The sequence below is a fragment of the Jatrophihabitans fulvus genome (assembly GCF_054781375.1).
Window position 1 is genome coordinate 1,355,684 of the sequence record NZ_BAAGUN010000001.1, and the last position, 25,590, is coordinate 1,381,273.

The following is a 25,590-nucleotide window of genomic DNA, read 5'->3' on the forward strand; positions in this document are numbered from 1 at the left end:
CCGAGCCGCGGGATTGAATGGATCGGTGACGGACGTGACCGACTTCGTGCGGGCCGATGAAGACCTGATCCTCGAGCAGTGGGGCGCGATCGCCCGGCTGCCGGCGCCGCTGGGCGGTGAGGGTCCGCGCGCCGAGCTCATCGCGCAGTTCGCCCGGGACGCCGGCGCGGGTGACGTCCGCATCGACACCGCGGGCAATGTGGTCGTGACGGTCGACGGGGACGACCCGGACGGCGGGTCGCTCACGTTCCTCGCGACCATGGACGATCTCGACACCGTCGCCGGACACCGGGCGGCGAGCGACGTGCTGTACCGCGACGGCGACCGGTTCGTCGGCCCGGCCACCGAGACGACCTCGTCCGACGCGTCCGCGCTGTCGCTGCTGCGGTTCGTGCGCGACGAGCCCAAGCCGTGGCGGCGCCTGACGGTGGCGTTCGTGCTGGGCGAGGAAACCGGCCTGACCGGTGTGCGTGCGCTGGTCGCCGACCACGGCGAGGCGCTGGGCGAGGTCGTCGACCTGATGGGCGGCATCGGCACGGTCAGCTGGAACGCGATCGGCTTCGCCGGACTGGACGTCACCTTCCGCGCCGCACCGCGGCACACGCTGTACGGCGGCATCTCCGAGGTGTCGGACGCGATCGCGCGGTTGATCACCGCGCTGCACGCCCACCCGCTGCCGCACCACGGGCCGCCGTTCGACAAGGACCCGCTGCTCACCCGCCGGGTCAATCGCATCCACGCCGGCAGCGTCTTCAACCACTCGCCCGAGACCGGCTTCGTCGGCATCGACCTGCGCTGCACCGATCCCGACCTGCTCGCCCGCACCGAGGCCGAGACCCGAGCGGCCGTCGAGGACGCGGCGCGGTCGGCCGGCGTCGAGGTCGAGATCGCCGACGGCGAGCGGCAACCGGCCATCCGCCTCGAGGGCGGACGCGACCACCGCCTCGTCCGGGCGCTCGCCCAGGGCATCCGCGAGACCGGACGGGAACCGGTGTTCCGTGCGTGGAGCTCCTCGAACGTCAACGTCACCTACGAGGCGGGGCTGCCCGGCGTCGTGCACGACGGCACCTTCCGCGGCGGTGGCCGCGGCACCGCGGACGAGTGGACCGACATCCCCGGCGTCCTCGACGGCATCCGTGCCGACTGCCGGATGCTCCAGCTGCTCGGTGAGGGGTCACAGCGTTAGTGCGGCGATCGTGGGAAGGCTGGCGTCATGACCACCGCTGACACCCGTCCGACCGGCGCGACGAAGGACCTCGACGACGGCGGCAACTTCGAGCGCGACCAGAACTACATCTCCGACCGCATCACCGCGGACGGCCGGGACGGCTGGCCGGTCGAGGCCGGCCGGTACCGGCTCGTCGTGGCGCGGGCGTGCCCGTGGGCCAACCGCGCGATCATCGTGCGCCGCCTGCTCGGGCTCGAGGACGCGCTGTCGATGGGCCTGTGCGGTCCCACGCACGACGAGCGCAGCTGGACGTTCGATCTCGACCCCGGCGGCGTCGACCCGGTACTGAAGATCGAGCGGCTGCAGCAGGCGTTCTTCGCCCGCGACCCCGAGTACCCGCGGGGCATCACCGTGCCGGCCATCGTCGACGTGCCGAGCGGCAAGGTCGTCACCAACGACTTCAAGCAGATGACGATCGACCTCTCGCTGGAGTGGACGCAGTTCCACCGCGACGGCGCCCCCGACCTCTACCCCGAGGCGCGCCGCGACGAGATCGACGAGGTCATCGACTCGTTCTTCGAGGACGTCAACAACGGCGTCTACAAGTGCGGCTTCGCGACCTCGCAGGAGGCGTACGAGACGGCGTACGACGCGCTGTTCGCGCGCCTGGACGCGCTCGGCGAGCGGCTCGAGCGGCAGCGTTACCTGGTCGGCGACACGATCACCGAGGCGGACGTCCGGCTGTTCACCACGCTCGCACGCTTCGACGCGGTCTATCACAACCACTTCAAGTGCAACCGGCACAAGCTCGCCGAGCTGCCGGTGCTGTGGGCGTACGCGCGCGACCTCTTCCAGACCCCCGGCTTCGGCGACACGACCGATTTCGTCCAGATCAAGCAGCACTACTACCTCGTGCACAAGGAGATCAACCCGACCGGCGTCGTGCCGAAGGGACCCGACCTCGCGAACTGGCTGACCCCGCACGGCCGCGAGCAGCTCGGGGGCCGCCCGTTCGGCGACGGCACCCCGCCGGGGCCCGTCCCGGAGGCCGAACGCGTCCCCGAGGGTCACGGCGCCGGCTGACGGCGGGCGCCGCGACCGGCAGATCGTGGCATAGCATCCTCACGCGGTTGAGCACCCAGCCGCGGCGGCCTCCGGTCGCCGCTTTCTGCTGCCGAGGAGCGATGCCGTCGCCCATGGAGCCGGAGTACGCCCTCACCGTCACGTCGGCGCGACGCGGCGCCGTCGTCGCCGACGTCTCGGGAGAACTCGACTACGGCTGGGTCCCGGCCCTGCGGCGCAAGCTGTTCGACCTGGTCGACGACGACGTCGAGGTGCTCGTCGTCGACCTCTGCGACGTGCGCCTGCTGTCGGCGGCGGCCATGGAGATGCTGCTCGCGCTGGACGTCCTCGCGGCGGCGGCCGGCTGCGAGGTGCGCATCGTGGCCTCGACGCGGCCGGTACGGCGCCCGCTCACGCTGACCGGGCTCGTCGACCGCCTGCGGTTGTACGACACGCGCGAGGCCGCACTCGCGGACGGTGTCCGTGACGGGATGTGACACGCACGGCGGCTAGGGTCGGGCCATGAGCGCCGCCGCCAGCGTCCCCCGCCGTATCAGCACTCCTGACGGCGTCACCCTGGCCGTGTACGAGGCGGGCGATCCCGGATCGCCCACGATCGTCGCCGTGCACGGTTACCCGGACGACCATCACGTCTGGGACGGCGTCGTCGACCTGCTGGCCGACAGCTACCACGTCGTCACCTACGACGTACGTGGCGCCGGCGCCTCCGACCGCCCCGGTCCGCGCAGCGCCTACCGCAGCGCCCACCTCACCGACGACCTGCTGGCCGTGCTCGACGCCGTGAGCCCGGGCGGACCGGTGCATCTGCTCGCGCACGACTGGGGTTCGATCCAGAGCTGGGACGCGCTCGCCGACGACCGCTTCGTCGGACGGGTCACCTCGTTCACCTCGATCTCGGGCCCGTCGCTGGCGTACGCCGGTGCGTGGGCGCGACGGGGACTGCGGCACCCGCGCGCCGCGACGCGGCAGCTCGCCCACTCCTGGTACACGCTGGCCTTCCAGCTGCCCGGGTTGCCCGAGGCCGCGGCCCGATCGGGAGTGATCGGCCGCCTGGCGCGGGGGTCGTCCGGCAGCCGTGCGGACGCCGAGCACGGCCTCTCGCTGTACCGCGCGAACCTGTCCGGCGTGGCGACGCGAACCCCGCGACCGCTCGAGCTGCCGGTGCAGGTCATCGTCCCGCAGCGCGACCCGTACGTGACGTCCGCGATGGCCGCCGGGGCGCCGCAGCCGTGGGTCGCCGACCTGCGTGTCGTACCCGTGGCCGGCGGCCACTGGGTGGTGCGCGACCGTCCGGACGTCATCGCGCGGCTGGTCGACGCCTTCGCCTCCGACCCGCAGGCGCGGCCGCCGCAGCGCGAGGGTGCGTTCGGCGGGCGGCTGGCCGTCGTCACCGGCGGTGCGAGTGGCATCGGACGGGCGACCGTGCTCGAGCTGGCGCGGCAGGGCGCCGATGTCGTGGTCGCCGACGTCGACGACGTGCGGGCCAAGGAGACGGTCGACGAGGCGCGTGCCCTCGGGGTGCGGGCCGACGCCGTGCACCTGGACGTGACGGACGAACGGTCGTGGGACGCGCTCATCGCCGGCCTGCCCGCGACTCCCGACGTGATGGTCAACAACGCGGGCATCGGGATGGGCGGCACCTTCCTGGGCACGTCGGTCGACGACTGGCGCCGCATCCTCGACGTGAACCTGTGGGGCGTCATCCACGGCAGCCGCCTCGTGGCCCGGCTGATGGTCGACCGCGGCGAGGGCGGCCACGTCGTCAACGTCGCCTCGGCCGCGGCGTACTCGCCCTCGATCGTCTACCCGGCCTACGCGACGACGAAGGCCGCGGTCCTCATGCTCACCGAATGCCTGCGTGCCGAGCTGGCGCCGGAACAGATCGGGGTGACGGCGGTGTGTCCCGGGTTCGTCGACACCGACATCTCCCGCACCACGATCCACGTCGGCGTCGACGACGCCGAGGCCCGGCGGCGGCGCGAGCACCAGGTCGCGTCGTACCGCCGCCGCGGGTACCCGGCCGAGAAGGTGGCACGGCAGATCGTGCGCGGGATTCGGGCGAACCGCCCGATCGCCTACGCGACACCCGAGGCGCGGGCGTTCCGCGCCGTCAGCCGGCTGTCGCCGACGCTCGCGCGCCGCATCGCCGCCGTCGACCTGAACAAGATCTGATCACCCCGCTCGCTCGGCCGCGCTGCGCAGCACGCAGAACTCGTTGCCCTCGGGGTCGGACAGCACCCACCACCCGGAACCGTCCGGCCGGCGGTGGTCGGCCACCACGCCGGCGCCGAGCCCGCGCAGCCGCTCGGCCTCCTCGTCGCGGGTGACGCCGTCGGGCGACAGGCACAGGTGCATGCGGTTCTTCACCGTCTTGCTCTCGGGCACCTTCAGCATGATCAGCTCGCCGCCGTGCTCGAGGGGGATGCCCACCTCGTCGTCGGAGGGTTCGTTCTGCGGATCGACCGGACGGCCGAGCGCGGCGCTCCAGAACTGGGCGAGCGCCCACGGGTCGGCGCAGTCGAGGCAGGTGTTCTCGATGTGAGACGGCATGCGACGGACGCTAGCGAGCGGGTACGACACGTCTTATGGAGATCGAGCTCGTCACCGGCGACATCACGACCCTCGAGATCGACGCGATCGTCACCGCGGCGAACTCGCGGCTGGCCGGTGGCGGTGGCGTCGACGGCGCGGTTCACCGCGCCGCCGGGCGCAGTCTGGTGCAGGCGTCGCGAGCGCTCGCGCCCTGTCCGCCGGGCGGCGCCGTGGTCACCGACGCCTTCGACCTCGCTCCGCGCGTGCGCTGGGTCGTCCACGCCGTCGGGCCTCGGTTCGGCATCGACGAGCCGGGCGCGGACCTGCTCGCGTCGGCCTACACGCAGTCGCTGGCCCGGGCCGACGAGGTCGGCGCCGCGTCGGTCGCGTTCCCGTCCATCTCGACCGGGGTCTACGGCTACCCGCTCGAGGCGGCCGCCCAGGTGAGCGTCGCTGCGCTGCGGGCTGCCGCCACCCGGGTCGCCCGGTGCGTGCTGGTCGCCTTCGACGAGCGGACACACGCCGCCTGGCGCACCGCCCTCGAGGCCCCGCCGCACCCGCGCTGACGCCGGCGACGCCGACGATGCCGACGACGACGCCGAGTCCGACGCCGACGACGATGCTGACGATGCCGACGGCGGCGGACCGGCGCGTGCTGCCGCGGGCGACCGAGGATCACCGCGTCCATGTGCGTCGCGTCGCGTCGCGTCTCGTCCGACCGGCCACACACCCTTCTCGAAATCAATTGAGTGGGCTTCACGAGTGGGCTTCACGAGTGGGCTTCACGAGTCGGCCGCCGACGTCGAGGGACTGGCGTCCCCATGCCGCCACCGGGCCATGAAGATCGCGCCCGGAGCCGGACGAACGCCTCGAGTCCCGCCGTGGAGGGGTCTCGTGAAGCGGTCTTGTGAAGCGGTCTCGTGAAGCGGTCTCGTGAAGCGGTCTCGTGAAGTGGTCTCGTGAAGCGGTCTCGTGAAGCCGCCTCAATTGTTTTCGCGGAGGGTGTGTCCGGCGCCGGGGCCGGTCAGAGCGCGGCGACCTTCTCCAGCGCGGCGAGCTCCTCGTCCAGGTGCGTGAGCAGGTGCTGCAGGTGCGGCACCGAGCGCCGGCATCCTGTGAGCCCGAACGCCAGCCGATCGGAATAGCTGGTGCAGGTGATGTTCAGCGCCTGGCCGTCGAGCGGGATGGACAGGGGGTAGAGACCGTCCATCTGCGCGCCGTTCCAGTACAGCGGCACCCGCGGCCCGGGCACGTTCGAGATCACGAGGTTGAACGGCGGGCGGACGGTGTCGACGAGGTTGAGCGCCGGCCACAGTCCGAGCGGGGAGATGCCGAGCCCGCTCATCGCGAGCACCTGCAGGTGGCTGAGCCCACCCATCGTCTCCTTGCCCTGCTCCATCGAGTGGTGCACGGCGGCGAGGCGGGCTCCGGCGTCGTCGAGGTCGGTGCCGAGCCGGCAGATGACCATGCCCACGGCGTTGCCGCCGCCGTCGACGCCTCCATTGCTGCCATCCCCGCTGTGCAGCGAGATCGGCACCATCGCGGTCAGCGAGCTGTCGGGCAGCGCGTCCATCGAGATCAGGTACCGCCGCAGGGCCCCCGAGCACATCGCCAGCACCACGTCGTTCACGGTGGTGTCGGTGGCCCGGCCCACCGCCCTGATGCGGTCGATGGGCCACGACTGCGCCGCGAACCGGCGGGCGCCGGTGATCTTCACGTTGAACATCGAGCGCGGCGTCGAGAACGAGAACGGGGCGGCCTGGTCGCGGCGGGCGCGGTCGAGGGTCTTGAGCAACGACGGCCCGAGCCCGGCGGCCTCGCCGAGCAGGCCCGCGACGGACGGCCGGCCACCGGCGCGAGGCCTGGAGCTGCGCGGCTTCGGCGCCCACGGCGCCGGCATGCTGCGTTCGTCCGGGTCCTCGGACAGCATCCGCGACAGCATCCGCAGGGCCGAGACGCCGTCCACCAGGGCGTGGTGCACCTTCGTGTAGACGGCGAAGCGCCCGTCGTCGAGGCCCTCGATGAGGTGCGTCTCCCACAGCGGACGCTGCCGGTCCAGCAGGGTGGAATGCAGCCGGGACACCAGCTCGAGCAGCTCCCGGATGCGGCCGGGCGAGGGCAGCGCGCTGCGCCGCACGTGGTGCTCGAGGTCGAACTCCTCGTCCCGCTCCCACGCCCACTGCCCCAGCGACGACAGGCTGCGACGGGGCCGCTTCAGGAACAGCGGCGCGACCTCGTCGTGGGCCATCGCCTCGTCGAACATGGCGCGGATGTCGGACACGTCCGCGCCGGCGGGCGGACGGAACAGCTGCAGTCCGCCGACGTGCATCGGGTAGTTGCGCGTCTCGGCGAGCAGGAACATCGAGCTCGTCGGGGACATCGGCAGCGGCATGGCTCCGATCCTCCCCCGCGCCGGCAGTCGGCGAAACGCTCGACCTTTGGCATGCTCGATCGCGTTCGCCGAAACAGCCGAGACGGGAGTGAGCGATGGTCGACTTCGACAACCTGCGTCACAAGGCCGAGGACTGGGCCGAGAACAACGCCGACAAGGTCGACGACACGATCGACAAGGCGGCCGACAAGCTGGGCGGCCGCTTCGGTCACGCCGACCAGATCGACTCCGCGGCCGAGAAGCTCAAGGACGCGATCCCCGGCGAGGGCGGCCACACCCCGGGTGGCTCGCAGAAGTAGCCGTCACCACCCGGCGTGCAGGGGGCGGCCCTCGGCGAAGCCCGCCGCGCTCTGCACGCCGACCACGGCCCGCTCGTGCAGCTCCTCGATCGAGCGGGCACCGGCGTAGGTGCAGGCAGACCGCACACCCGCGGTGATCGCGTCCAGCAGGTCCTCGACGCCCGGACGGGCCGGGTCGAGGAACTGGCGGCCGCTCGAGATGCCCTCCTCGTAGAGCGCCTTGCGGCTGCGGTCGAACGCGCTCTCGTGACTCGTGCGGTTCGCGACCGCCCGTGCCGACGCCATGCCGAACGAGTCCTTGTACGCCCGGCCGTCGGCGGCGACGTGCAGGTCACCGGGCGACTCGTAGGTGCCGGCGAACCACGAACCGATCATCACGGACGACGCGCCGGCGGCCAGCGCGAGCGCGACGTCGCGTGGGTGCCGCACTCCCCCGTCCGCCCACACGTGCGCGCCCAGCTCACGGGCCGCGGCCGCGCACTCGAGCACGGCGGAGAACTGCGGACGGCCGACGCCGGTCATCATCCGGGTGGTGCACATCGCGCCGGGCCCGACGCCGACCTTGACGATGTCGGCGCCGGCGTCGATCAGGTCGCGGGTCCCCTCGGCGGACACCACGTTGCCCGCCACCACCGGCACGTGCGGGGCGAGGTCGCGCACCGCGTTGAGGGCTTCGATCATCCGCTGCTGGTGGCCGTGCGCGGTGTCGAGCACGAGCAGGTCGACCCCGGCATCGAGCAGGTCGGCGGCGCGCTGCTTCACCTCGCCGTTGACGCCCATGGCGGCCGCGACGCGCAGCCGTCCGGACGCGTCCAGCGTCGGTCGGTAGATCGTCGACCGCAGGGCGCCGACACGGGTGAGCACGCCGACCAGCCGCCCGTCCGCCCGCACGACGGGCGCGAACTTGCGGCGTTCGGCGTCGAGCGTCTCGAAGGCGGCGACGGCGTCGAGCTCGCCGTCCGCGGGCTCGGTGAGCGTCAGGGGGTTCGCTGTCATCACCTGGTGCAGCTGCGCGAACCGTTCGGCGCCGGCGCAGTCGGCCTCGGTGACGACACCGACCGGTCGGTCGTCGGCCACGACCACCACGGCGCCGTGAGCGCGCTTGGGCAGCAGCGCCAGCGCGTCGCTGACCGTCGAGTGCGGCGCGAGCGTCAGGGCGGTGTCGACGACCAGGTGGCGGCGTTTGACCCACTCGGTGACCTCGCGCACGACCGGGACGGGGATGTCCTGCGGCAGCACGGTGAGGCCGCCGCGGCGGGCGACCGTCTCGGCCATGCGCCGGCCGGCGACGGCGGTCATGTTGGCGACGACGAGCGGAAGAGTGGCGCCGCTGCCGTCGGTGGCGGCGAGGTCGACGTCGAAGCGGGAACCGACATCGGAACGCGCCGGGACCATGAAAACGTCGTCGTAGGTGAGGTCGTACGGGGGCTCCGTGGAGCCGGTCAGGAAGCGCACGAGGACCGGACTCTACGCTGGCGACGTGGGTGTGGCCGTCTTCGACATCGACGGCGTCGTCGCCGACGTCCGGCACCGGGTGCACCACCTCGACCGTGGCGCGTGGCACCGCTTCTTCCTCGCCGCCGACCACGACACGCTGCTGCCCGAGGGTGCGCGCCTCGTCGCCGACCTCGGCGCCGGGGACGAGATCGTGTGGTTGACCGGTCGTCCGGAGTGGCTGCGCGACGTCACCGAGACCTGGCTGGCCGACCACGGGTTACCGGTCGGCGAGCTGCACATGCGCCCGGACGGCGACTACCGACCGGCGGCGTCGTACAAGCTGGGGGTGCTGCGCCGGCTGCGCGAGCGGGGCGTCACCGCGGTGATCGACGACGACGACCGGGTCGTCCGGGCCGCTCTCGCGGCCGGTTTCCCGGCCGTCCTCGCCGACTGGGTCCCCCGCGGCAGGTCGCTGCGGGTGGCGCAGGACGAGGCCGGCCGGACGTAAAGTCCGGGTTTGTCAGATGTTATGTAACGGTGAGGTCACGATCTCACGAAGACTTTACGTGTGAGCCAGGTCACGGGTATATATAATTTGTCCGCGGCCCGAGCAAGGTGCTGGACTTTCCCACGGTCCGGTGCACACACTGGGGTCGATCCTACCCGGAAGCGATTGCAGGAAGCAGCGATGACCTCCATCGACATGGGCGCCACCACCCCCGGTGCCCGTCACCAGTCCCACGACTCCCACCGGTGCAGCCACGTTCCCTGCTGCCCCTCGGCAGACGCGGCGGACCACTTCGCCGCCCACGTCGTGTCGGCCCACCCCGAGCAGGGCTGGAGTCTGCTGTGCAACGGCGTCGTCGCGTTCGAGGACTTCGGCGAGCTGCTGCCCGACGGCCAGAGCGTCGCCTCACGCCGCGCCGACCTGCTTCTCGCGTCGCCGCACCGCAAGGTCAGCTGACCCCAACCGTTCCGTCCGGGTCGTGGCCGACCCGCGGCGACCTGCGGCACCCCCGTCACGAGCCGGTGGCCGCCCGGTCCAGCAGCAACGCGGTGTCCGTGCCCGGCGGCAACGTCCCGTAGGCCAGTCCCTGGTCGCCGGCCACCCGCGTCGCCACGAACGCGTCGGCGACGCCGCGCTCCCCGTGCCGCAGCAGCAGTGACGCCTGCAGCAGCACCGCCATCCGCTCCACCACCCGTCGCGCCCGGAACGCGAGATCGTCCGTGGGCGCGACCAACTGCTTGTGCAGCCCCGCCAACGCGTCGTCGTAGCGGGGGTCCGCGCCCGTCGCAAGGTCGAGCTCGCCGAGGAACGCCTCCACCGTCTCCGGTTCGCGACCCATCGCGCGCACGGTGTCGAGCGCCGCGACGTTGCCCGACCCCTCCCAGATCGAGATGAGCGGTGCCTCCCGGTAGAGCCGGGGCATCCCCGACTCCTCGACGTATCCGTTGCCGCCGAGGCATTCCAGGGCCTCGACGGTGTGCGGGGCGAGGCGCTTGCAGAGGAAGTACTTCGTCACAGAGAGGGCGACCCGCCTGAAGGCGCGCTCCGCGTCGTCACCCCGCACGGCCCGGTCGACCGCTCCGGCCACCCGCATCACGAGGGTCGTCGCCGCCTCGGACTCGAGCGCGAGGTCGGCGAGCACGTTCGTCATCGCCGGCTGCTCGAGCAGCCGCCGTCCGAACGCCTGCCGGTACGTCGCGTGGTGCACGGCGTTCGCGACGTCGAGGCGCATGCCCGCCGCCGCCATGAGGGCGCAGTCGAGGCGCGTCATGTTGACCATCTCGATGATCGTCGCGACGCCGCGGCCCTCGGGGCCTACCAGCCAGCCGACCGCGCCGTCGTACTCGACCTCGGCCGACGCGTTCGAGGTGTTGCCGAGCTTGTCCTTCAGGCGTTGCAGGAAGAACGCGTTGCGGGTGCCGTCGGGCAGCACGCGCGGCACCGCGAAGCACGACAGTCCCGAGGGCGTCTGCGCGAGGGTCAGGAACAGGTCGGACATCGGCGCCGACGTGAACCACTTGTGTCCGGTGAGCGACCAGGTGCCGTCCGCGTTCGCCACGGCCCGCGTGGTGTTGGCGCGGACGTCCGAGCCGCCCTGCTTCTCGGTCATCGACATGCCCGCGATCAATCCGGATTTGCTCGAGGGCGCGCGAAGTCCGAAGTCGTACTCGCGGTTGGTGAGCAGTGGTTCGTACGCGGCCGCCAGGTCTGGTGTCGTGCGCAGCGCGGGGACGGCTGCGTAGGTCATCGAGATCGGGCAGAGATGGCCCGCGTCGGTGGCGCCCCAGGCCATCACCTTCGCCGCGCGGGCGACGTGGGCGCCCGGACGTGCGTCGATCCAGGGTGCGCCGTGCAGTCCGTGCGCGACGGCCGTCCGCATCAGGTCGTGGTACTGCGGCAGGTACTCGACCTCGTCGACCCGGTGGCCGTAACGGTCGTGGGTGTGCAGCACCGGCGGGTGCTCGTTCGCGAGCCGTCCGGCGTCCTGCCACGCCTGGGTGTTGGCGAGCCGGCCGAGCTCGACCACCTCGTCGACCGCCCAGCCCGCACCCTCGCGCCGCAGTCCCTCGACGAGCGCGGGATGGGTGGTGATGTCCCGCCCGGTGTGGGGCGGAACCTGATTGGTCACCTCGTGGGTGGGCATGACGGCAACCCTCCTGTGTCGATCGGGTCCCGCGCCCCGACGGCGCGGTGGACGAACTCGAGCAGCGTGGGGACGGTGGCCGGATCGGGCATGCCGGCGGCCAGCGGGCCGATCAGCGCCTCGGCGATGGCACCGACGAGCGCGGCGGCGACCACGGTGGCGTCCTGCGGCGGCAGCGAGCCCCGGCGCACGCCGTCGGCGATCGCGTCGGCGATGAGGTCGCGGAACGCCGTCCGGAACTCCAGGCGCAGCGCCTCGACGGCCGGGACGACCGGCTCGGCCAGCAGCGCGTACGCCCGCCGGGGGTGCTTCTGCGCGCGGCCGGCGAAGGTCTCGACGACGCGGGTCAGCCGGTCCGCGGCGTCACCGGCGTCCCCGACGGCGTCCCGCACGGCCGCCAGCTCGCGCGACACCAGCGCGCGGAACAGTTCGGCGGCGAGCTGGGCCTTGCTGTCGACGTGGTTGTAGACGGTGCCGGTCGCGACACCCGCCCGGGCGGCGACGGCGGCGACGGTGCAGGCGGCGTAGCCGTGGTCGGCCAGCACGTCCGCACCCGCGCGCAGGATCGCGGCGCGTTGCGCATCCAGCCGGGCCTGGACGGCCGGCGTCCGGCGGTAGGGCATCGAAGCAGTGAATCACGACTTCAGTTCTTGCGCGACGTCACGCGTCGAGCGCGTACACCACGGCCGCCGCGACCGCTCCCAGCGCGAGGGCCAACCGCACGGTGTCGACCACCAGCAGTCGGCGGAACGCCGTCCGCACGAACCCGTCGGACAGCGTCCGGTGCTGCGGGACGGCGGCGAGGCCGGTCACCGCGACGACCCCGGCCACGCAGGCCGCGGCCGCCCCGGAGGCGAGGCCGGGACGCGCGACGAACGCGGTGATCGCCGCGACGCCGGCGAACGCGAAGAGCGGGCCGACCGCGACCGACACGCGGTGCTGGTGCGTGCGCTCGTAGGCCGGGAACGCGTCCGGCGGGACGGCGTCGAACTGGGGATAGACGAGCAGCCGAACGGTCCACTGGAAGCCGGCGTACAGGCTCGTCGCCACCAGCAGCAGGACCGCGGCGACGCTCACCCGGCCAGTCTGGCTCACCCGCCCGGGCGCACCACGCCGAGCTCGTAGGCCAGCACCACGGCCTGCACGCGATCGCGCACGCCGAGCTTGCCCAGCAGCCGGCTGACGTGCACCTTCACGGTGCCCTCGGACACGGTCAACCGTTCGGCGATCTCCCGGTTGGACAGGCCCGCCGCGACCAGCCGGAACACCTCGTGCTCGCGTTCGGTCAGGTCGGCCACCCCGGCTGCATCACCGTGGTGCTGCCCGGGCTCGTCGGGCAGCGAGGCGAAGCGCTCGATGAGGCGGCGCGTCGCGGCCGGCGCGAGCACCGCGTCGCCCGCCGCCACCGTGCGGACGGCGTTCAGCAGCTCGGCGGGCGGGGCGTCCTTGAGCAGGAACCCGCTCGCGCCCGAACGCAGGCCGGCGTGCACGTACTCGTCCAGGTCGTAGGTGGTCAGGACGACCACGCGCGCGCCCGAGCCGCCCGCCGTGATGCGGGCCGTCGCGGCGAGGCCGTCCGTCCCGGGCATGCGGACGTCCATGAGCACGACGTCCGGACGGGTGCGCTCGACCACGCGGACGGCGTCGTCGCCGTCGGCGGCCTCGCCGACGACCGAGAGGTCCGCCTCCGCCTCGAGAATCATGCGGAAACCCATGCGCAGCAGGGCCTGGTCGTCGACCAGCACGACGCGGATCACGCGGCTCCCCCGCCCGTCGTCGTGGGCACCCGGGCCGCCACGTGCCAGCCACCGGCGGGCCCGGGTCCGGACGTGACCCGGCCGCCGACGGCGGCCATGCGTTCGCGCATGCCGGAGAGGCCGCGGCCACCCGCGGACGGCGCACCGGTGCCACGGCCGTCGTCCGACACGTCGACGCGGATCTCGTCCGGACGGAAGCCGAGCCGCACGCACGCCGACGCGCCGGTTCCCGCGTGTTTCATCGTGTTGGTCAGGGCCTCCTGCACGAGGCGGAACACGGCGAGCTGGGTCCCGGTGTCGAGCTCGGGTCGCTCCCCTTCGACCTCGTAGCGCACGGGCAGTCCGGCGGCGCGCACGCCCGTCACGAGATCGTCCAGCTCCGCGAGCCCGGGCAACGGCGAGCGGACGGGCTCGGCGCCGGCCACCGCCGCCTCGCGCAGCACGCCGAGCAGCCGGCGGGTGTCGGTGAGCGCCTGACGTCCGGTGGCCGACACCGTCCGCATGGCCCGTTCGGCCTGCTGCGGGGTGCGGGTCGCCTGCGCGGCCGCGCCGTCGGCGAGCGCGACCATGACGGTGAGGTGGTGGGCCACGACGTCGTGCATCTCGCGGGCGATGCGGGCGCGTTCGGCCGCTGCCGCCAGCTCGCCCTGCTGGTCGCGCTCGTGCTCGAGGCGGACGGCGCGTTCCTGCAGCTCGAGCAACAGCGCCCGGCGGGTGTGGATGTACAGGCCGAACGCCGTGACCGCTCCGACCACGACCGCGAGGAACACGGCCGCGAACGGCCACTCCTGGTCCGGTTGCTCGGTGACGTGCCACGACCACACCGTGGTCGCCACGACCAGCGCGCCGGCGCAGGCGAGCGTCTCGCGCCGCGGCCGGTTCGCGGCGACCGTGTACAGCGCGACCAGGTAGGTCGCGCTGAACACGGAGTAGTGAAGCCACCAGCCGGCGACGGCTCCGACGGCGTACAGCAGGGCGAAGACCGGCACCGGCCAGACCCGGCGGACGAGCAGCGGCAGCACGAGGGCCGCGCCGACGATTCCGACGACGAGATCGGGGAGCACCACGGGTCCGGAGTTCGACGCCGCGGTGACCAGCCAGGTCGCGCCGACGCCGAGCGTCACCACCACGTCGAACACCCACGACCGGCGTGGGCGCCCGCGCAGCGGCGTGCTCGGTGTCAGGAGGTCCATCGAGGGCAGTCTGCCAGCGGCTCAGACGTCCGTGCGGCGCAACCGGACGAGCGCGACGAGAAGCAGCGCTGCCGTGTATGCGCAGAACAGCGCAAAGCCGATGCCGCCCGAGAGGGGGTGCCGGGCGAGGGTCTGGTGGCTGAGCGCTCCTCCTGCGTTCGACGGCAGCACGGGCGCGATGTCGCGGACACCGGCGACCAGCCCGGCCACGGCCGGCACCACGAAGAACAACCCGGCCAGCGCCGAGACCGCCGCCGCCGTGTTGCGCACGACCGTGCCCGCGGCGACCGCGAACACGGCGGCGACCACCAGGTACAGCGGGCCGCCGAGCACGATCACGGCGACGCCGTCGTCCGTCAGCGAGGCGCTGCCCTTGCCGGTCGCATCCACCACGGCGTCCGTGAGCGTGAACGTCGCGAGCGACGTCAGCAACGTCGTCGGCAGCAGCACGCCGACGAGCACGACGATCTTGGCGAGCACCGCCGGGACCCGCCGCGGCACGGCGGTCATCGTCGAGCGGATCATCCCCGTGCCGTACTCGCCGGTGACGAACAGCGCGGCGAGCACGAGGACGGCCAGCTGCGCGAGCAACACCCCGAACTGGCTGGTCTCGGCGATCTCGGTCGGCGTCCGGCGCCCGGAACCTCCCCCGTCGGCGGCCGCGAGCAGGCCGACCCCCGCCGAGACGAGCAGGCCGACCCCCAGCGCCCACCACGTCGAACGCAGGCTGCGGAACTTCGTCCACTCGGAGCGGACGATCCGCCCGAAGGTGACGGCGCCGGCGAGGGTGCGGGGCTCGGGTGCGGTGAGCGTGGTCATCGGGTGCCTCCCTGGGCGGTCGCGGCGTATTCGACGGCACCGCGGGTGGCGGACATGAACGCGTCCTCGAGCGAGGCGCGGCGGGTGGTCAGTTCGTGCAGCGGCAACCCGGCGCGCCACGCGGCGTCGCCGATCTGCTCGCTGGTGAGGCCGGTGACGTCGAGCACGTCCGGATGGTCGCTGCGGACGGTGACGTCGGGGGCGAGCAGCAGCTCCCGCAGCCGGTCGGCGGCGGGGGTGCGGACCACCACCGACGCGTGTGTCGTCTCGGCGACGAACTGCTCGACCGTACTGTCGGCGATCAGGCGGCCGCGTCCGACGACGACCAGGCGGGTGGCGGTCTGCGCCATCTCGGACATCAGGTGCGACGACACGAACACGGTGCGGCCCTCGTCCGCCAGGGTGCGCAGCAGGGTGCGGACCCAGCGGACGCCGTCGGGGTCGAGGCCGTTGACGGGTTCGTCGAGCACGACGGTGCGCGGGTTGCCGAGCAGCGCGGCGGCGATGCCGAGGCGCTGCCCCATGCCGAGGCTGAACCCGCCGACCCGCTTGCCGGCGACCTCACCGAGACCGACGAGGTCGATGACCTCGGTCACGCGGCGACGGCCGAGGCCTGCGGTCTGCGCCAGGGCGAGCAGGTGGTTGCGGGCCGAGCGCCCGGTGTGCACCGCCCGCGCCTCGAGCAGCACCCCGAGTTCGGCGAGCGGAGCCCGCGCGTCACGGTAGGTCGCGCCGTTCACGCGCACCGTGCCGGACGTCGGGGTGTCGAGCCCCGCGATCATGCGCATGGTCGTCGACTTGCCGGCGCCGTTCGGGCCCAGGAAGCCGGTCACGGTGCCGGGTGGGACGGTGAAGGACAGGTCGTCCACGGCGAGCTTGGCGCCGTAGCGCTTGGTGAGGCCCTCGACCTCGATCATGGATCGGTCTCCGCGTCTGTCGTCGGAACAGGACGTCGCCGACGCTAGGGAGGCAGCAGGGCGATGCGCGTCCGTCGCGCGGCCACGATCGACGATCCGCGTACGCCTTCGGAGGTATGCCGGTCAGCGACCGGTGACGCCGTCGATCGCCTCGCGCAGCAGGTCGGCGTGGCCGTTGTGGCGGGCGTACTCGCCGATCAGGTGCACGTAGACCATGCGCAGCGAGAGCGTCTCGCCGTGCACGACGATCTCGTGGTCGAGCGGGACGTGCGCCACCGCCGCATCCGCGTCCCGCCACTCCTGCTGCAGCGCCGCCACCTCGGACTCCGCCCGGGCCGGATCGGTGTCGTCGAAGTCGGCCGGGTCGCCGGCCCCGCCGAGCAGCGGCGGGACGTCCTGGCCCGCGACCCTCGTGCGCAACCAGATGCGCTCGACCTTGGCGTAGTGGCGGATCAGTCCCTGCAGCGACAGCGCGGTCGAGGCGAGGGGCCGGGACGCGAGCTGCTCGGCGGTGAGCCCGGCGCAGATGCGCAGCAGGGCGGTGCGTTGCCACCTGTGGTACCCGAGCAGGATCGCGCGCTCGTCACCGGTGGTCGCGCCGCCGGGTTCCGTTGAGGACGGGACGGTCCAGCTCACAGCAGCGCCCGCGCGCCGCACTCGGCGCACACCCACACGCCGCCCTCGTCGACGAGTTCGCCGTGCGCGGTGCACTCGGGCCTGCCGGACGCCCCGAGGACGACGTTGCCGAGGCCGACGTCCCAGCCGCCCTCGACGTCGCGCAGCACGGCCCCGGACGGAGTCGCCGCGCGGCGGGCGGCGTCGAACGCCGCGACCGCGGCGACGGTCGCGCTCACCGCGGTCACGGGCAGACCGGCCGGCAGCGCCGACTCGGCAAGGTGCACCGCGCCGGACGCGTCGAGCTGGGCCACGGCACTCTGCTCACCGCCGTCCGCACGCCGGAAGCCGACCGCGTAGCGGCCTTCGCCGGGCAGTGCCTCGATGCGGTGCAGCGTGGTGACGGTGGTCGAACGTCCGGCGGCCGTGTCGGGGGAAGCCACCCGTGCAGCATGCCGCACGCGGCCGGTGCGGTCAGGCGGGACTCTGCGGACCGCGGGGCGGCCGTGGCGACCACGGCGACGGCGTGTCCTTGGCGCCGAAGTAGTCGCCGCCCTTCGCGCGCACGTCGTCGGTTCCCCAGTCGACGGGCGCGTCGGCACGCGGGAAGTGCTTGCGGCAGTGGATGTAGCCGGTCTCGAGCTGCAGCACGACCCAGCGTTCCGGCGGCCGCCCGGTCATCGGCACCGCGACCACCGCCGGGTGCTCCGCGGCCATGACGTCGGGTTCGAGGATGCGGGCCTGGCCGCGCAGGTGCAGTCCGATGCGCTCGATCTCGTCGAGGAACATGAGGTGCACCCAGGGGTTCTTCGCGATGTTGCCGAGGGTGGTCATCACCCCGTTGCCGCGCAGTTCGGGCCAGGCGAGGGTGCGCGCGTCGATCATCTGCACGAATCCCGGTTCGCCGAAGCGGACGGACGCGTCCGGACGGCCCTCGGGGTCGGCGCTGGCGACGACGACCTGGGTCTGCACGGCGATGAACTCGGCCATCCGCGGGGTGAGGACGTCCAGCACCTGGTCCTGGTAGAAGCGCTCCGCCCGCTCGGACGTGCCGTAGGCCTGCTGCAGCATGTGCTCGCCCTCGGACCCGGGCAACGGTGCTGGCGTCACGTCGACCCCCGTGTGTCGCGTCGTTCGTCCGGCCGGGAAGGCTCCGACAGCTGCCGACCGTCGGACCGTCGACCACTTTCGGTCGCCGCGACGACCGTCGATCACGAAGCTACCCCGGACGGGGGTCCGTCCGTAAAGTGAACCTGAACGTGACCTGGAGGCATCGGATGGGTTTTCGGGACAGGTTCCGTCGGCGCCACGCCGACGACGGGGGTGGCGGGACCGGCGGTGCGCCCGGGTACGGCGGCACGGTCGGTGCCGTCGGCGCTGTCGGTGCCCCGGTGTCGGTCGGTGGTGTCGTACCGCGGCCGCGGCACCAGGCCGATCCCGCCACCGGCGAGCTGATGCGTGTCGAGATCTCCCCCGACCCCGTGCCGTCCGATCCCCCGCCGTCCGAGCCCCCGCCGTCCGAGCCACCGCCGTCCGAGCCACCACCGTCCGAGCCCGCACCGTCCGACCCGGCGGCGGGCTTCGGGCCGGCAGCCGTGTACGGCCCGCGTCCGTCCCCGTCCGGTGGGCCGCGACCGTCCGACCCCGACCGCACCGTCGCCGCGGCGGCCGACCCGGACCCGGTCCCCGCCCGCGAGCGGACCACCCCGCCTGCCGCCGGGATCGTGGTCGGCCAGGCCGACCGTCGCCGCGCGGCGCTGGTCATGCCGGCCACGTACTCACCCTTGCCCCGCCCGTACGACCGCAGCGTCGTGCGCGAGGCGTGGCAGCGCGTCGCCGACCACGCGGGCGGGCCGGCGAAGCTCGTCGGCAACTTCTACGCCGAGCTGTTCCTGCTGCTGGGCGACGAGGCGTTCGGGATGTTCCCGGCGGGGATGACCGCGCAGCGCGAGGACTTCGGGCGGGCGCTCGTGCAATGGGTCGTCGCCGACGACCCGGACGCGCTGTCGGCGCACCTGGCGCAACTCGGGGCCGATCACCGCAAGTTCGCGGTCGAGCCCCGCCACTACGACGTCGCGGGGACCGCCCTGGTCAACGCCTGGCGCGGCCTGCTCGGCGAGCACTGGACGCCGGAGGTCGAGCGCGCCGTGCTCGGCAGCTACACCCGGCTGGCCAGCATCATGATCGACGGCGCCCTCGCCCACCGCGACGAGCCCGCCAGCTGGGGCGCGACCGTGGTCGGCCACGAACGGCCGCTGCGCGACTTCGCGGTGCTGCGCCTGCAACCCGACGAGCCGTACCTGTTCAAGGCGGGTCAGTACCTCACCGTCGAGCTCGCGAGCCGCCCGCACGAGTGGCGCCGCATGTCGGTGGCCAGCGCTCCGCGTGCCGACAACACCCTCGACCTGCAGGTGCGCGCGGTCGACGCCACGGGCGTGTCGGCGGCGCTCGTCATGCACACGGCCGTCGGCGACCGGGTGCGGCTGGGACCGCCGCGGGGCAACGACCTCGTCGTCGAACCGGGGACGGTCGGGCCCGGTGGCCTGCTGTGCGTGTGCGCCGGCACCGGCGCCGCCCCCGTGACCGCGGTCGTCGAGTCGCTGCTGGCGCGGCCGGACACCCCGCCGGTGCACGTGTTCGTCGGCGCCCGCACCGCCGCGGACCTCTACCCGGCCGAGCAGCTGGCCCGCGCGGTCGACGCCGCCGGGCGGGCCGATCAGGTGCAGGTGCACGGCGTCGTCGCCCAGGACCCCGGTTACACCGGGCTGCGCGGCAAGGTCGAGGACGTCGTGCCCACCCTGAAGGACTGGGCGCAGCTCGGGGTGGACGTCCTCGTGTCCGGCCCCGACACGATGATCTCGACGACGATCTTCGGCCTGGTCGGACGGGGCGTCCTCAGCTCCCGCATCCACTTCGACCAGTACGACGCCGACACGGCACGGGGCGTCGCGCGGGGCTGACCGGCGCAGTTGCGCGTGGCACAGTGGCGCGCATGTGCCGGAACATCCGAACGCTGCACAACTTCGAGCCGCCGGCGACCGAGGACGAGGTGCACGCCGCCGCGCTGCAGTTCGTCCGCAAGGTCAGCGGCAGCACGAAGCCGTCCCAGGCGAACCAGGAGGCGTTCGACGCCGCCGTGCACGAGATCGCGCACATCACCCGCCACCTGCTCGAGTCGCTGACGACGACCGCGCCGCCGAAGGACCGCGACGTCGAGGCCGCCAAGGCCCGCGCCCGCGCCGCCGAGCGGTACGCCCGGACCTGAGGGTGATCGGCCGCGGGCGACCCGGCCCCGCGCCGAGGGGCGCCGACGACCCGATCGCGCGCTACGCGACCCGCTTCCACCGGGTCATCGGCGGCGAGCACGCCGTCTGCTCGCCCGCGGGCGCGTGGCTGCTGCTCGCGTTGATCGGCCCGTCCGCGACCGGTGCCGCCCGCGACCGGTTGTCGGCCGCCCTGGGCTGCGACCTCGAGCTCGCGCACGAGCGGGCGCGGGTGCTGCTGGCCGAACCGCCGGCCGACCTGGTCGCGGCCGCCGCCGTCTGGAGCGACCCGACGGCGAGCGGTCCGGGTCTGCGGCGGCTGGCGACCTCGCTCGCCGGCGTCGCCGCCACCGGCGCCGTGCCCGACCAGGCGACCGCCGACCGGTGGACCCGCGAGCACACCCTCGGCCTGGTCGAACGCTTCCCGCTCGAGCTGGACGACCCGTCCGCGCCGGTGCTCGTGGTGCTCGCGACCGCGCTGGCCACCCGCATCCGCTGGACACAGCCCTACCTGCTCGCGCCGCCGGACATCCTGCGGCGCACGCCCGCCGACCCCGCGTTCGCGCGGGTCCCGATGCTGACCGACGGGCCGCGCGCGACGACCTGGAACGGCATCGTGCACGGACGGTTCGGCGTGCACGCCGCGTCCTCCCCCGGCGGCCTCGTGGTGGCGTCCGCGATCGGCGCGCCCGGCGAGGACCCCGCGGCCGTGCTCGACGTCGCCCAGCAGGCGGCGACGGAGCGGGCGGCGGGAGGGCCCGTCACCCACGCCTCCTCGTTGTTCGACCTGCCCCTCGGCGACGGCCCGGCGTGGACGATCGCCGAGCACGAGGCACCGGGGCCCCGCGAGCAGGTCCGCTCGGTGGTCGCCGCCTGGGAGGCCGACAGCGATCTCGACCTGCTCGAGCACCCCGACCTCGGCTTCGGCGAGGCCGGCGCGGCGCTGGCGGCGTTGCTGTCCGCGGACGCGCCCCCGCTCGACGTCGAGGCCCGCCAGGTCGCGACGGCGCGGTACACCCGTCTCGGGTTCGAGGCGGCCGCGGTCGCCACCCTCGCCGTCCGGGCCGCCGGCCTGGCCCGCAGCTCGACGGTGCGCACCGCCCAGCTGGAGTTCACCCACCCGTACGCGGTGGTCGCCGCGGTCGGCAGCGAGGGTCCGTGGCGGGGGTTGCCGGTCTTCAGCGCCTGGGTCGCCCGGCCCGCACCGTCCGACAGGCCGTAGCGTGTAAGCACTTGTACAAGTGCTTATAGTTCTGTCGTGATCACGCCGCTGCTCGTTCCCCGCCTGCGCGCCCTGATCGAGGCCATGGACGACGACGTGGCTCTTGCGCTCGCCGACCTCGGCCTCGACGACTACCGCACCCGCTACTCGTCGGTGATCCGCCTGATCGTCCGCACCGGCCCGGTGCCGATCGGCACGGTGGCCACCGAACTCGGCGTCTCGCACTCGGCGGCCAGCCAGACCGTCGCGGAGATGGAGCGGCGGGGCTACCTGCGGTTGCGGCCGGGGGCGGACGCCCGGCAACGGCTCGTCGCGCTCGCGCCGCGTGCGCGTCGCCGGCTGGCCGCGATCGACGCCGAGTGGGACGCGACCGAGGCCGCGTCCGCGGCGCTCGAGGCCGAGCTGCCGTACCCGCTGTCGCAGCTGATCGACGACCTGGAACGGGCGCTGCTGCGGCGCCGCTTCCGCGACCGCATCGCCGACGCCGCCGCCGACCTCCCGCCGGAGGTGCCGGCCGAGGTCCGTGACGCGCTCGCCCGCGTCCGTGGCTGACGTCCGGCGGCTGCTCGTCGACGTCCGGCCGCTGCGCACGTCGCCGCACTTCCGGCGGCTCTGGGCCGGGCAGGTGCTCTCGTCGATCGGGTCGCAGATGACGGTCTTCGCCGTCGCGTTGCAGGCCTACCTGATCACCGGTTCGTCGCTGGCGGTCGGCGGTGTGGGACTGGCGAGCGCCGTGCCCGGCATCGTCGCCGGGCTGCTCGGCGGCAGCGTCATCGACGCCGTCGACCGGCGGCGTCTGGTGCTGGTGACGTCGACGCTGGCGCTCGCGGTGTCCTCGGCGCTCGCGGTGCAGGCCTTCGCCGAGGCGGAGTCGCTGTGGCTGCTCTACGCGCTCGTCGGCGTCCAGGGAGCCGTCGGGGCCGTCGGCGGGCCTGCCCGGCAGACCTTCATGCCGCGGTTGCTGCCCCCGGACCAGGTGGCGGCCGGTGCCGCGCTCGGCATGCTCGCGATGCACACGAGCACGGTCACCGGCCCCGCCCTCGCCGGCGTGATCACGGCCGCGGGCGGGTTGAAGGTCTGCTACCTGATCGACGCGCTGTCCTTCGTCGGGGCGCTCTACGGCGTGGTGCGACTGCCGGCGATGCGTCCCGAGGACGGCGGACGGCCGGCCGGCCTGCGCTCCACGCTCGAGGGGCTGCGCTTCGTGCGGCGGACCCGCGTGGTGGCGGGCGCGCTGCTCGCCGACGTCAACGCGACCGTCCTCGCGATGCCGTTCGCGCTCTTCCCGGCCGTCGCCCACGACCGCTTCGGCGGCTCGCCCCGGCTGCTCGGCCTGATGACCACGGCGGTGGGGGTCGGCGGACTGGCCGGAGCCGTGCTCTCCGGACCGCTGGGCCGGGTGACGCGTCCCGGACGGGCGATGCTGGCGCTGGTCGCGGTATGGGGCCTCGCGCTCGCCGGGTTCGGGATCGTGGACGGCGCGGCGGCCACCCTCGTGCTGCTGGCCGTCGCCGGCGCGGCCGACGTGGGAAGCGTGGTGCTGCGCCAGACGATCGTCGCCCTGGCCACGCCGGACGGGTTGCGCGGGCGGGTGAACTCCGTGAACTACGTCGTCGGGGCACTGTGCCCGCAGCTGGGCAACTTCCGAGCCGGGGTCGTGGCCTCGCTCGCCGGCCCGGGCACCGCCGCGGTCGTCGGCGGCCTGCTGTGCGCGGCCGGGGCCGCGGGGCTGGCGCGGGGCGTCCCGTCACTCACCGGTTACCGCACGGACACCGTCTCGCAGGCTGCTTCCAGGCCTGCCGGTTAGGGTGCTGGGTGAAGTCGCACTGAAACCCGACTTCAGATGCGCTGCCCAGCAGCGAGCCACGCACCGACCGGAGGGACCACGCCATCACCGTCACGCCGTACCACCCGCTGTCCATCACGCTGCCCGACGCCGGCGACCTCGACCAGAACGAGGAGTACGCGGACGTCGTCGTCGACGGCACCGAACACCGCATCCGCTTCCACGACTACGCGTCGATCTTCACGGTTCCCGGGCTCTACGAGCAGCTGTTCGTCGAGCGGCTCGGCTGCCGCTCGCCCGAGGTCCTGGTGGGGCTGCTCGGCGACGCGGTGCGCGAGGCCGGCGGCGACCCCGCACGATTGCGGGCGCTCGACTTCGGCGCCGGCAACGGCATGGTGGGAGAGGAACTGCGCCGGCTCGGCGTGGCCGCCGTCGTCGGGTGCGACCTGCTGCCCGAGGCCCGCGAGGCGGCGCTGCGCGACCGCCCGGGTGTCTACGACGACTACGTCGCCGTCGACATCGTCGACCCTCCCGAGCCCGCGGCCACGACGCTGCGCAGCGCCGGGTTCGACACGCTGACCTGCGTCGCCGCCCTCGGGTTCGACGACATCCCGCCCGCCGCGTTCGCGGCCGCCTTCAACCTGGTCGGCGAGACCGGCTGGGTCGCGTTCAACCTGCGCGACCGCTACTGGGACACGCCGACCGACTTCGGTCGCCTGCTCGACCGCATGGTCGAGGCCGGGCTGCTCGAGACCGTGTCCAAGACCCGCTACGTGCACCGCCGCTCCGTCGCCGGGACGCCGCTGGAGTACTTCGCGGTGGTCGCCCGCAAGCACGGGCACATCCCGTCCGACTGGATCTGACGGACGGTCGGTGGGCCGACCGCCGGCAGGCTGCTATCGCGCGCCGTTGAGCGCGTCGAGCAGCTCGTCGGCGGTGGCGCACCCGTCGAGCAGGTCGCCCACGTGGGCCTTGGTGCCGCGCAACGGCTCGAGCATCGGCACCCGCACGAGCGAGTCGCGTCCGACGTCGAAGATCACCGAGTCCCACGACGCCGCCGCGACGGACGTGCCGTAGCGGCGCAGGCACTCGCCGCGGAAGTACGCGCGGGTGTCGGTGGGCGCGCTCGACACCGCCGACTGCGCGTCACCCGGGCCGAGCAGCGTCTCGAACGCGCCGCGCGACACGAGGCGGTTGTAGAGGCCCTTCTCCGGACGGATGTCGCTGTACTGCAGGTCGACGAGTTGCAGCCGCGGGGAGTCCCAGTCGAGCCCGTCCCGCTCGCGGTAGCCCTCGAGCAGGCGCAGCTTGGCGACCCAGTCGAGTTCGCGGGCGCACGACATGGGGTCGTCGGCGAGGCGGGTGAGTACGGATTCCCAACGCTCGAGCACGTCGCGGGTCTGGGCGCGCGCGTTCTCGTCGTCGTCCTCGGCGCCGCCGCCCTGCTCGTCGACGAACTTGCGCGCGCGGTCGAGGTACTCACCCTGCAGGTCGAGCGCGCTGATGGTGCGGCCGTCGGCGAGCGTGATCGCGTGCCGCAACGACGGGTCGTGCGAGACGAGGTGCAATTCGCGGACGGGCTGGGCGATGGTCAGGTCGTCGGGCAGCACCCCGGCCTCGATCATCGCGAGCACGAGCGCGGTGGTGCCGACCTTGAGGTACGTCGAGATCTCGGACAGGTTCGCGTCGCCGATGATCACGTGCAGGCGCCGGTAGCGGTCGGCGTCGGCGTGGGGCTCGTCGCGCGTGTTGACGATGGGGCGCTTGAGCGTGGTCTCGAGGCCGACCTCGACCTCGAAGAAGTCGGCGCGCTGCGAGAGCTGGAACCCGGCGGAACGTCCGTCCTGCCCCTTGCCGACCCGTCCGGCGCCGCACACGACCTGGCGGGTGACGAAGAACGGGATCAGGTGGCGCACCAGCGACACGAACGGGGTCTCGCGACGGCAGAGGTAGTTCTCGTGGGCGCCGTAGGACACGCCCTTGTTGTCGGTGTTGTTCTTGTACAGGTTCACGACCGTGTCGATGCCGGGCATGGTCGGCAGCCGCCGCGCGGCCTCGAGCATGACCAGCTCGCCCGCCTTGTCCCACCGCACCGCGTCGAACGGGGTGGTGACTTCCGGGCTGGAGTACTCGGGGTGCGCGTGGTCGACGTAGAGGCGGGCGCCGTTGGGGAGGATGACGTTCGCCATCCCGGCGTCCTCCTCGGCCTCGATGAACTCCTGCGCCACCGTGCCGCTGCCGCCGCCGAGGTCGAAGCCGCGCGCATCGCGCAGCGGCGACTCCTCCTCGAAGTCCCAGCTCGCACGCCGCGAACGGCCCGCGGGCAGCGTGCTGGCGTACGCGTTCACGACCTGGGCCGAGAGCAGCATCGCGTTCGCCGCGGGCTGCCCGGGCTGGCTGACGCCGTACTCGACCTCGGTGCCCATCACCCGACGAACCGTCACGGGTCCAACTTA

28 protein-coding genes are annotated in these 25,590 nt (G+C 73.4%); 14 read left to right on the forward strand and 14 right to left on the reverse strand.

All coding sequences use genetic code 11. From position 1 onward, the window contains the following. Window positions 1-25: 25 nt before the first annotated feature. The 4 genes from ACYVP9_RS06665 to ACYVP9_RS06680 all read left to right on the forward strand — a co-directional run bounded on the left by ACYVP9_RS06665 (window position 26) and on the right by ACYVP9_RS06680 (window position 4,423). Window positions 26-1,186, forward strand: coding sequence for a M20/M25/M40 family metallo-hydrolase (locus ACYVP9_RS06665; RefSeq protein ID WP_460603919.1), 1,161 nt, complete (start codon window positions 26-28; stop codon window positions 1,184-1,186). A gap of 27 nt (window positions 1,187-1,213) precedes the next feature. After that, window positions 1,214-2,251 carry a glutathione S-transferase family protein gene (locus tag ACYVP9_RS06670; RefSeq protein ID WP_460603920.1) on the forward strand — a complete coding sequence of 346 codons (1,038 nt, stop codon included), beginning with the start codon at window positions 1,214-1,216 and terminating at the stop codon, window positions 2,249-2,251. 101 nt (window positions 2,252-2,352) lie between these two features. Further along, a complete protein-coding gene (locus tag ACYVP9_RS06675; protein ID WP_460603921.1) occupies window positions 2,353-2,727 on the forward strand; it encodes an STAS domain-containing protein in 375 nt (124 codons plus the stop codon). 25 nt (window positions 2,728-2,752) lie between these two features. After that, entirely contained in the window at window positions 2,753-4,423 is a 1,671-nt protein-coding gene (locus ACYVP9_RS06680) for an alpha/beta hydrolase (protein WP_460603922.1), read from the forward strand. Here the strand turns inward: ACYVP9_RS06680 and ACYVP9_RS06685 are convergent, their stop codons facing one another. After that, entirely contained in the window at window positions 4,424-4,801 is a 378-nt protein-coding gene (locus ACYVP9_RS06685) for a VOC family protein (RefSeq protein ID WP_460603923.1), read from the reverse strand. Between the two features lie 35 nt (window positions 4,802-4,836). Between ACYVP9_RS06685 and ACYVP9_RS06690 the strand changes: the two genes are divergently transcribed. Next, window positions 4,837-5,349, forward strand: coding sequence for a macro domain-containing protein (locus ACYVP9_RS06690; RefSeq protein ID WP_460603924.1), 513 nt, complete (start codon window positions 4,837-4,839; stop codon window positions 5,347-5,349). A 458-nt stretch (window positions 5,350-5,807) separates the two neighbouring features. Here the strand turns inward: ACYVP9_RS06690 and ACYVP9_RS06695 are convergent, their stop codons facing one another. Continuing rightward, complete coding sequence (locus tag ACYVP9_RS06695; RefSeq protein WP_460603925.1) at window positions 5,808-7,175, reverse strand: WS/DGAT/MGAT family O-acyltransferase; 1,368 nt, start codon at window positions 7,173-7,175, stop codon at window positions 5,808-5,810. A gap of 95 nt (window positions 7,176-7,270) precedes the next feature. Between ACYVP9_RS06695 and ACYVP9_RS06700 the strand changes: the two genes are divergently transcribed. Further along, a complete protein-coding gene (locus ACYVP9_RS06700; RefSeq protein ID WP_460603926.1) occupies window positions 7,271-7,474 on the forward strand; it encodes an antitoxin in 204 nt (67 codons plus the stop codon). A 3-nt stretch (window positions 7,475-7,477) separates the two neighbouring features. On the opposite strand, the gene ACYVP9_RS06705 is transcribed toward ACYVP9_RS06700, so the two are convergent. Further along, complete coding sequence (locus ACYVP9_RS06705) at window positions 7,478-8,929, reverse strand: GuaB1 family IMP dehydrogenase-related protein (protein WP_460603927.1); 1,452 nt, start codon at window positions 8,927-8,929, stop codon at window positions 7,478-7,480. Window positions 8,930-8,954: 25 nt separating this feature from the next. Between ACYVP9_RS06705 and ACYVP9_RS06710 the strand changes: the two genes are divergently transcribed. Further along, window positions 8,955-9,419 carry a phosphatase domain-containing protein gene (locus ACYVP9_RS06710; protein ID WP_460603928.1) on the forward strand — a complete coding sequence of 155 codons (465 nt, stop codon included), beginning with the start codon at window positions 8,955-8,957 and terminating at the stop codon, window positions 9,417-9,419. A gap of 195 nt (window positions 9,420-9,614) precedes the next feature. Next, the gene (locus ACYVP9_RS06715; RefSeq protein WP_460604311.1) at window positions 9,615-9,875 is read left to right on the forward strand and encodes a DUF5999 family protein; all 261 of its coding nucleotides are present in this window, start codon (window positions 9,615-9,617) and stop codon (window positions 9,873-9,875) included. Between the two features lie 55 nt (window positions 9,876-9,930). On the opposite strand, the gene ACYVP9_RS06720 is transcribed toward ACYVP9_RS06715, so the two are convergent. The 10 genes from ACYVP9_RS06720 to ACYVP9_RS06765 form a co-directional block, all read right to left on the reverse strand. Next, window positions 9,931-11,562: an acyl-CoA dehydrogenase family protein gene (locus ACYVP9_RS06720; protein ID WP_460603929.1), complete on the reverse strand. Its 1,632-nt coding sequence runs from the start codon at window positions 11,560-11,562 to the stop codon at window positions 9,931-9,933. Beyond that, window positions 11,544-12,185 (reverse strand): TetR/AcrR family transcriptional regulator, encoded by a 642-nt coding sequence (locus ACYVP9_RS06725; protein ID WP_460603930.1) that lies wholly within the window; start codon window positions 12,183-12,185, stop codon window positions 11,544-11,546. The genes ACYVP9_RS06720 and ACYVP9_RS06725 overlap by 19 nt, the downstream gene beginning before the upstream one ends. 37 nt (window positions 12,186-12,222) lie before the next feature. Beyond that, a complete protein-coding gene (locus ACYVP9_RS06730; protein ID WP_460603931.1) occupies window positions 12,223-12,639 on the reverse strand; it encodes a DUF1772 domain-containing protein in 417 nt (138 codons plus the stop codon). Between the two features lie 14 nt (window positions 12,640-12,653). Continuing rightward, window positions 12,654-13,319, reverse strand: coding sequence for a transcriptional regulator (locus ACYVP9_RS06735; protein ID WP_460603932.1), 666 nt, complete (start codon window positions 13,317-13,319; stop codon window positions 12,654-12,656). Continuing rightward, window positions 13,316-14,512, reverse strand: a complete 1,197-nt coding sequence (locus ACYVP9_RS06740; RefSeq protein ID WP_460603933.1) for a sensor histidine kinase — start codon at window positions 14,510-14,512, stop codon at window positions 13,316-13,318. Before ACYVP9_RS06740 ends, ACYVP9_RS06735 begins: the two co-directional genes overlap by 4 nt. A 21-nt stretch (window positions 14,513-14,533) precedes the next feature. Then, the gene (locus ACYVP9_RS06745; protein ID WP_460603934.1) at window positions 14,534-15,331 is read right to left on the reverse strand and encodes an ABC transporter permease; all 798 of its coding nucleotides are present in this window, start codon (window positions 15,329-15,331) and stop codon (window positions 14,534-14,536) included. Continuing rightward, window positions 15,328-16,248 carry an ABC transporter ATP-binding protein gene (locus ACYVP9_RS06750; RefSeq protein WP_460603935.1) on the reverse strand — a complete coding sequence of 307 codons (921 nt, stop codon included), beginning with the start codon at window positions 16,246-16,248 and terminating at the stop codon, window positions 15,328-15,330. The genes ACYVP9_RS06745 and ACYVP9_RS06750 overlap by 4 nt, the downstream gene beginning before the upstream one ends. A gap of 123 nt (window positions 16,249-16,371) precedes the next feature. Then, on the reverse strand, window positions 16,372-16,884 hold the full coding sequence (locus ACYVP9_RS06755; RefSeq protein ID WP_460603936.1) for a DinB family protein: 513 nt from the start codon (window positions 16,882-16,884) through the stop codon (window positions 16,372-16,374). Further along, window positions 16,881-17,306 (reverse strand): hypothetical protein, encoded by a 426-nt coding sequence (locus tag ACYVP9_RS06760; protein WP_460603937.1) that lies wholly within the window; start codon window positions 17,304-17,306, stop codon window positions 16,881-16,883. The genes ACYVP9_RS06755 and ACYVP9_RS06760 overlap by 4 nt, the downstream gene beginning before the upstream one ends. 31 nt (window positions 17,307-17,337) lie before the next feature. Next, window positions 17,338-17,973, reverse strand: a complete 636-nt coding sequence (locus ACYVP9_RS06765; RefSeq protein WP_460603938.1) for a pyridoxamine 5'-phosphate oxidase family protein — start codon at window positions 17,971-17,973, stop codon at window positions 17,338-17,340. A gap of 167 nt (window positions 17,974-18,140) precedes the next feature. Here ACYVP9_RS06765 and ACYVP9_RS06770 point away from each other — a divergent pair, with 167 nt between their 5' ends. The 6 genes from ACYVP9_RS06770 to ACYVP9_RS06795 all read left to right on the forward strand — a co-directional run bounded on the left by ACYVP9_RS06770 (window position 18,141) and on the right by ACYVP9_RS06795 (window position 23,997). Beyond that, on the forward strand, window positions 18,141-19,823 hold the full coding sequence (locus ACYVP9_RS06770) for a globin domain-containing protein (protein WP_460603939.1): 1,683 nt from the start codon (window positions 18,141-18,143) through the stop codon (window positions 19,821-19,823). Between the two features lie 32 nt (window positions 19,824-19,855). Further along, complete coding sequence (locus ACYVP9_RS06775) at window positions 19,856-20,128, forward strand: DUF2277 domain-containing protein (protein ID WP_460603940.1); 273 nt, start codon at window positions 19,856-19,858, stop codon at window positions 20,126-20,128. A gap of 2 nt (window positions 20,129-20,130) precedes the next feature. Further along, window positions 20,131-21,348, forward strand: a complete 1,218-nt coding sequence (locus tag ACYVP9_RS06780) for a hypothetical protein (RefSeq protein ID WP_460603941.1) — start codon at window positions 20,131-20,133, stop codon at window positions 21,346-21,348. 36 nt (window positions 21,349-21,384) lie between these two features. After that, window positions 21,385-21,900, forward strand: a complete 516-nt coding sequence (locus ACYVP9_RS06785; RefSeq protein WP_460603942.1) for a MarR family transcriptional regulator — start codon at window positions 21,385-21,387, stop codon at window positions 21,898-21,900. After that, window positions 21,893-23,155 (forward strand): MFS transporter, encoded by a 1,263-nt coding sequence (locus ACYVP9_RS06790; protein ID WP_460603943.1) that lies wholly within the window; start codon window positions 21,893-21,895, stop codon window positions 23,153-23,155. Before ACYVP9_RS06785 ends, ACYVP9_RS06790 begins: the two co-directional genes overlap by 8 nt. A 287-nt stretch (window positions 23,156-23,442) precedes the next feature. Further along, the gene (locus tag ACYVP9_RS06795) at window positions 23,443-23,997 is read left to right on the forward strand and encodes a class I SAM-dependent methyltransferase (RefSeq protein WP_460603944.1); all 555 of its coding nucleotides are present in this window, start codon (window positions 23,443-23,445) and stop codon (window positions 23,995-23,997) included. 33 nt (window positions 23,998-24,030) lie between these two features. On the opposite strand, the gene dop is transcribed toward ACYVP9_RS06795, so the two are convergent. Beyond that, window positions 24,031-25,578 (reverse strand): depupylase/deamidase Dop, encoded by a 1,548-nt coding sequence (dop, locus tag ACYVP9_RS06800; RefSeq protein WP_460603945.1) that lies wholly within the window; start codon window positions 25,576-25,578, stop codon window positions 24,031-24,033. Window positions 25,579-25,590: the final 12 nt, after the last annotated feature.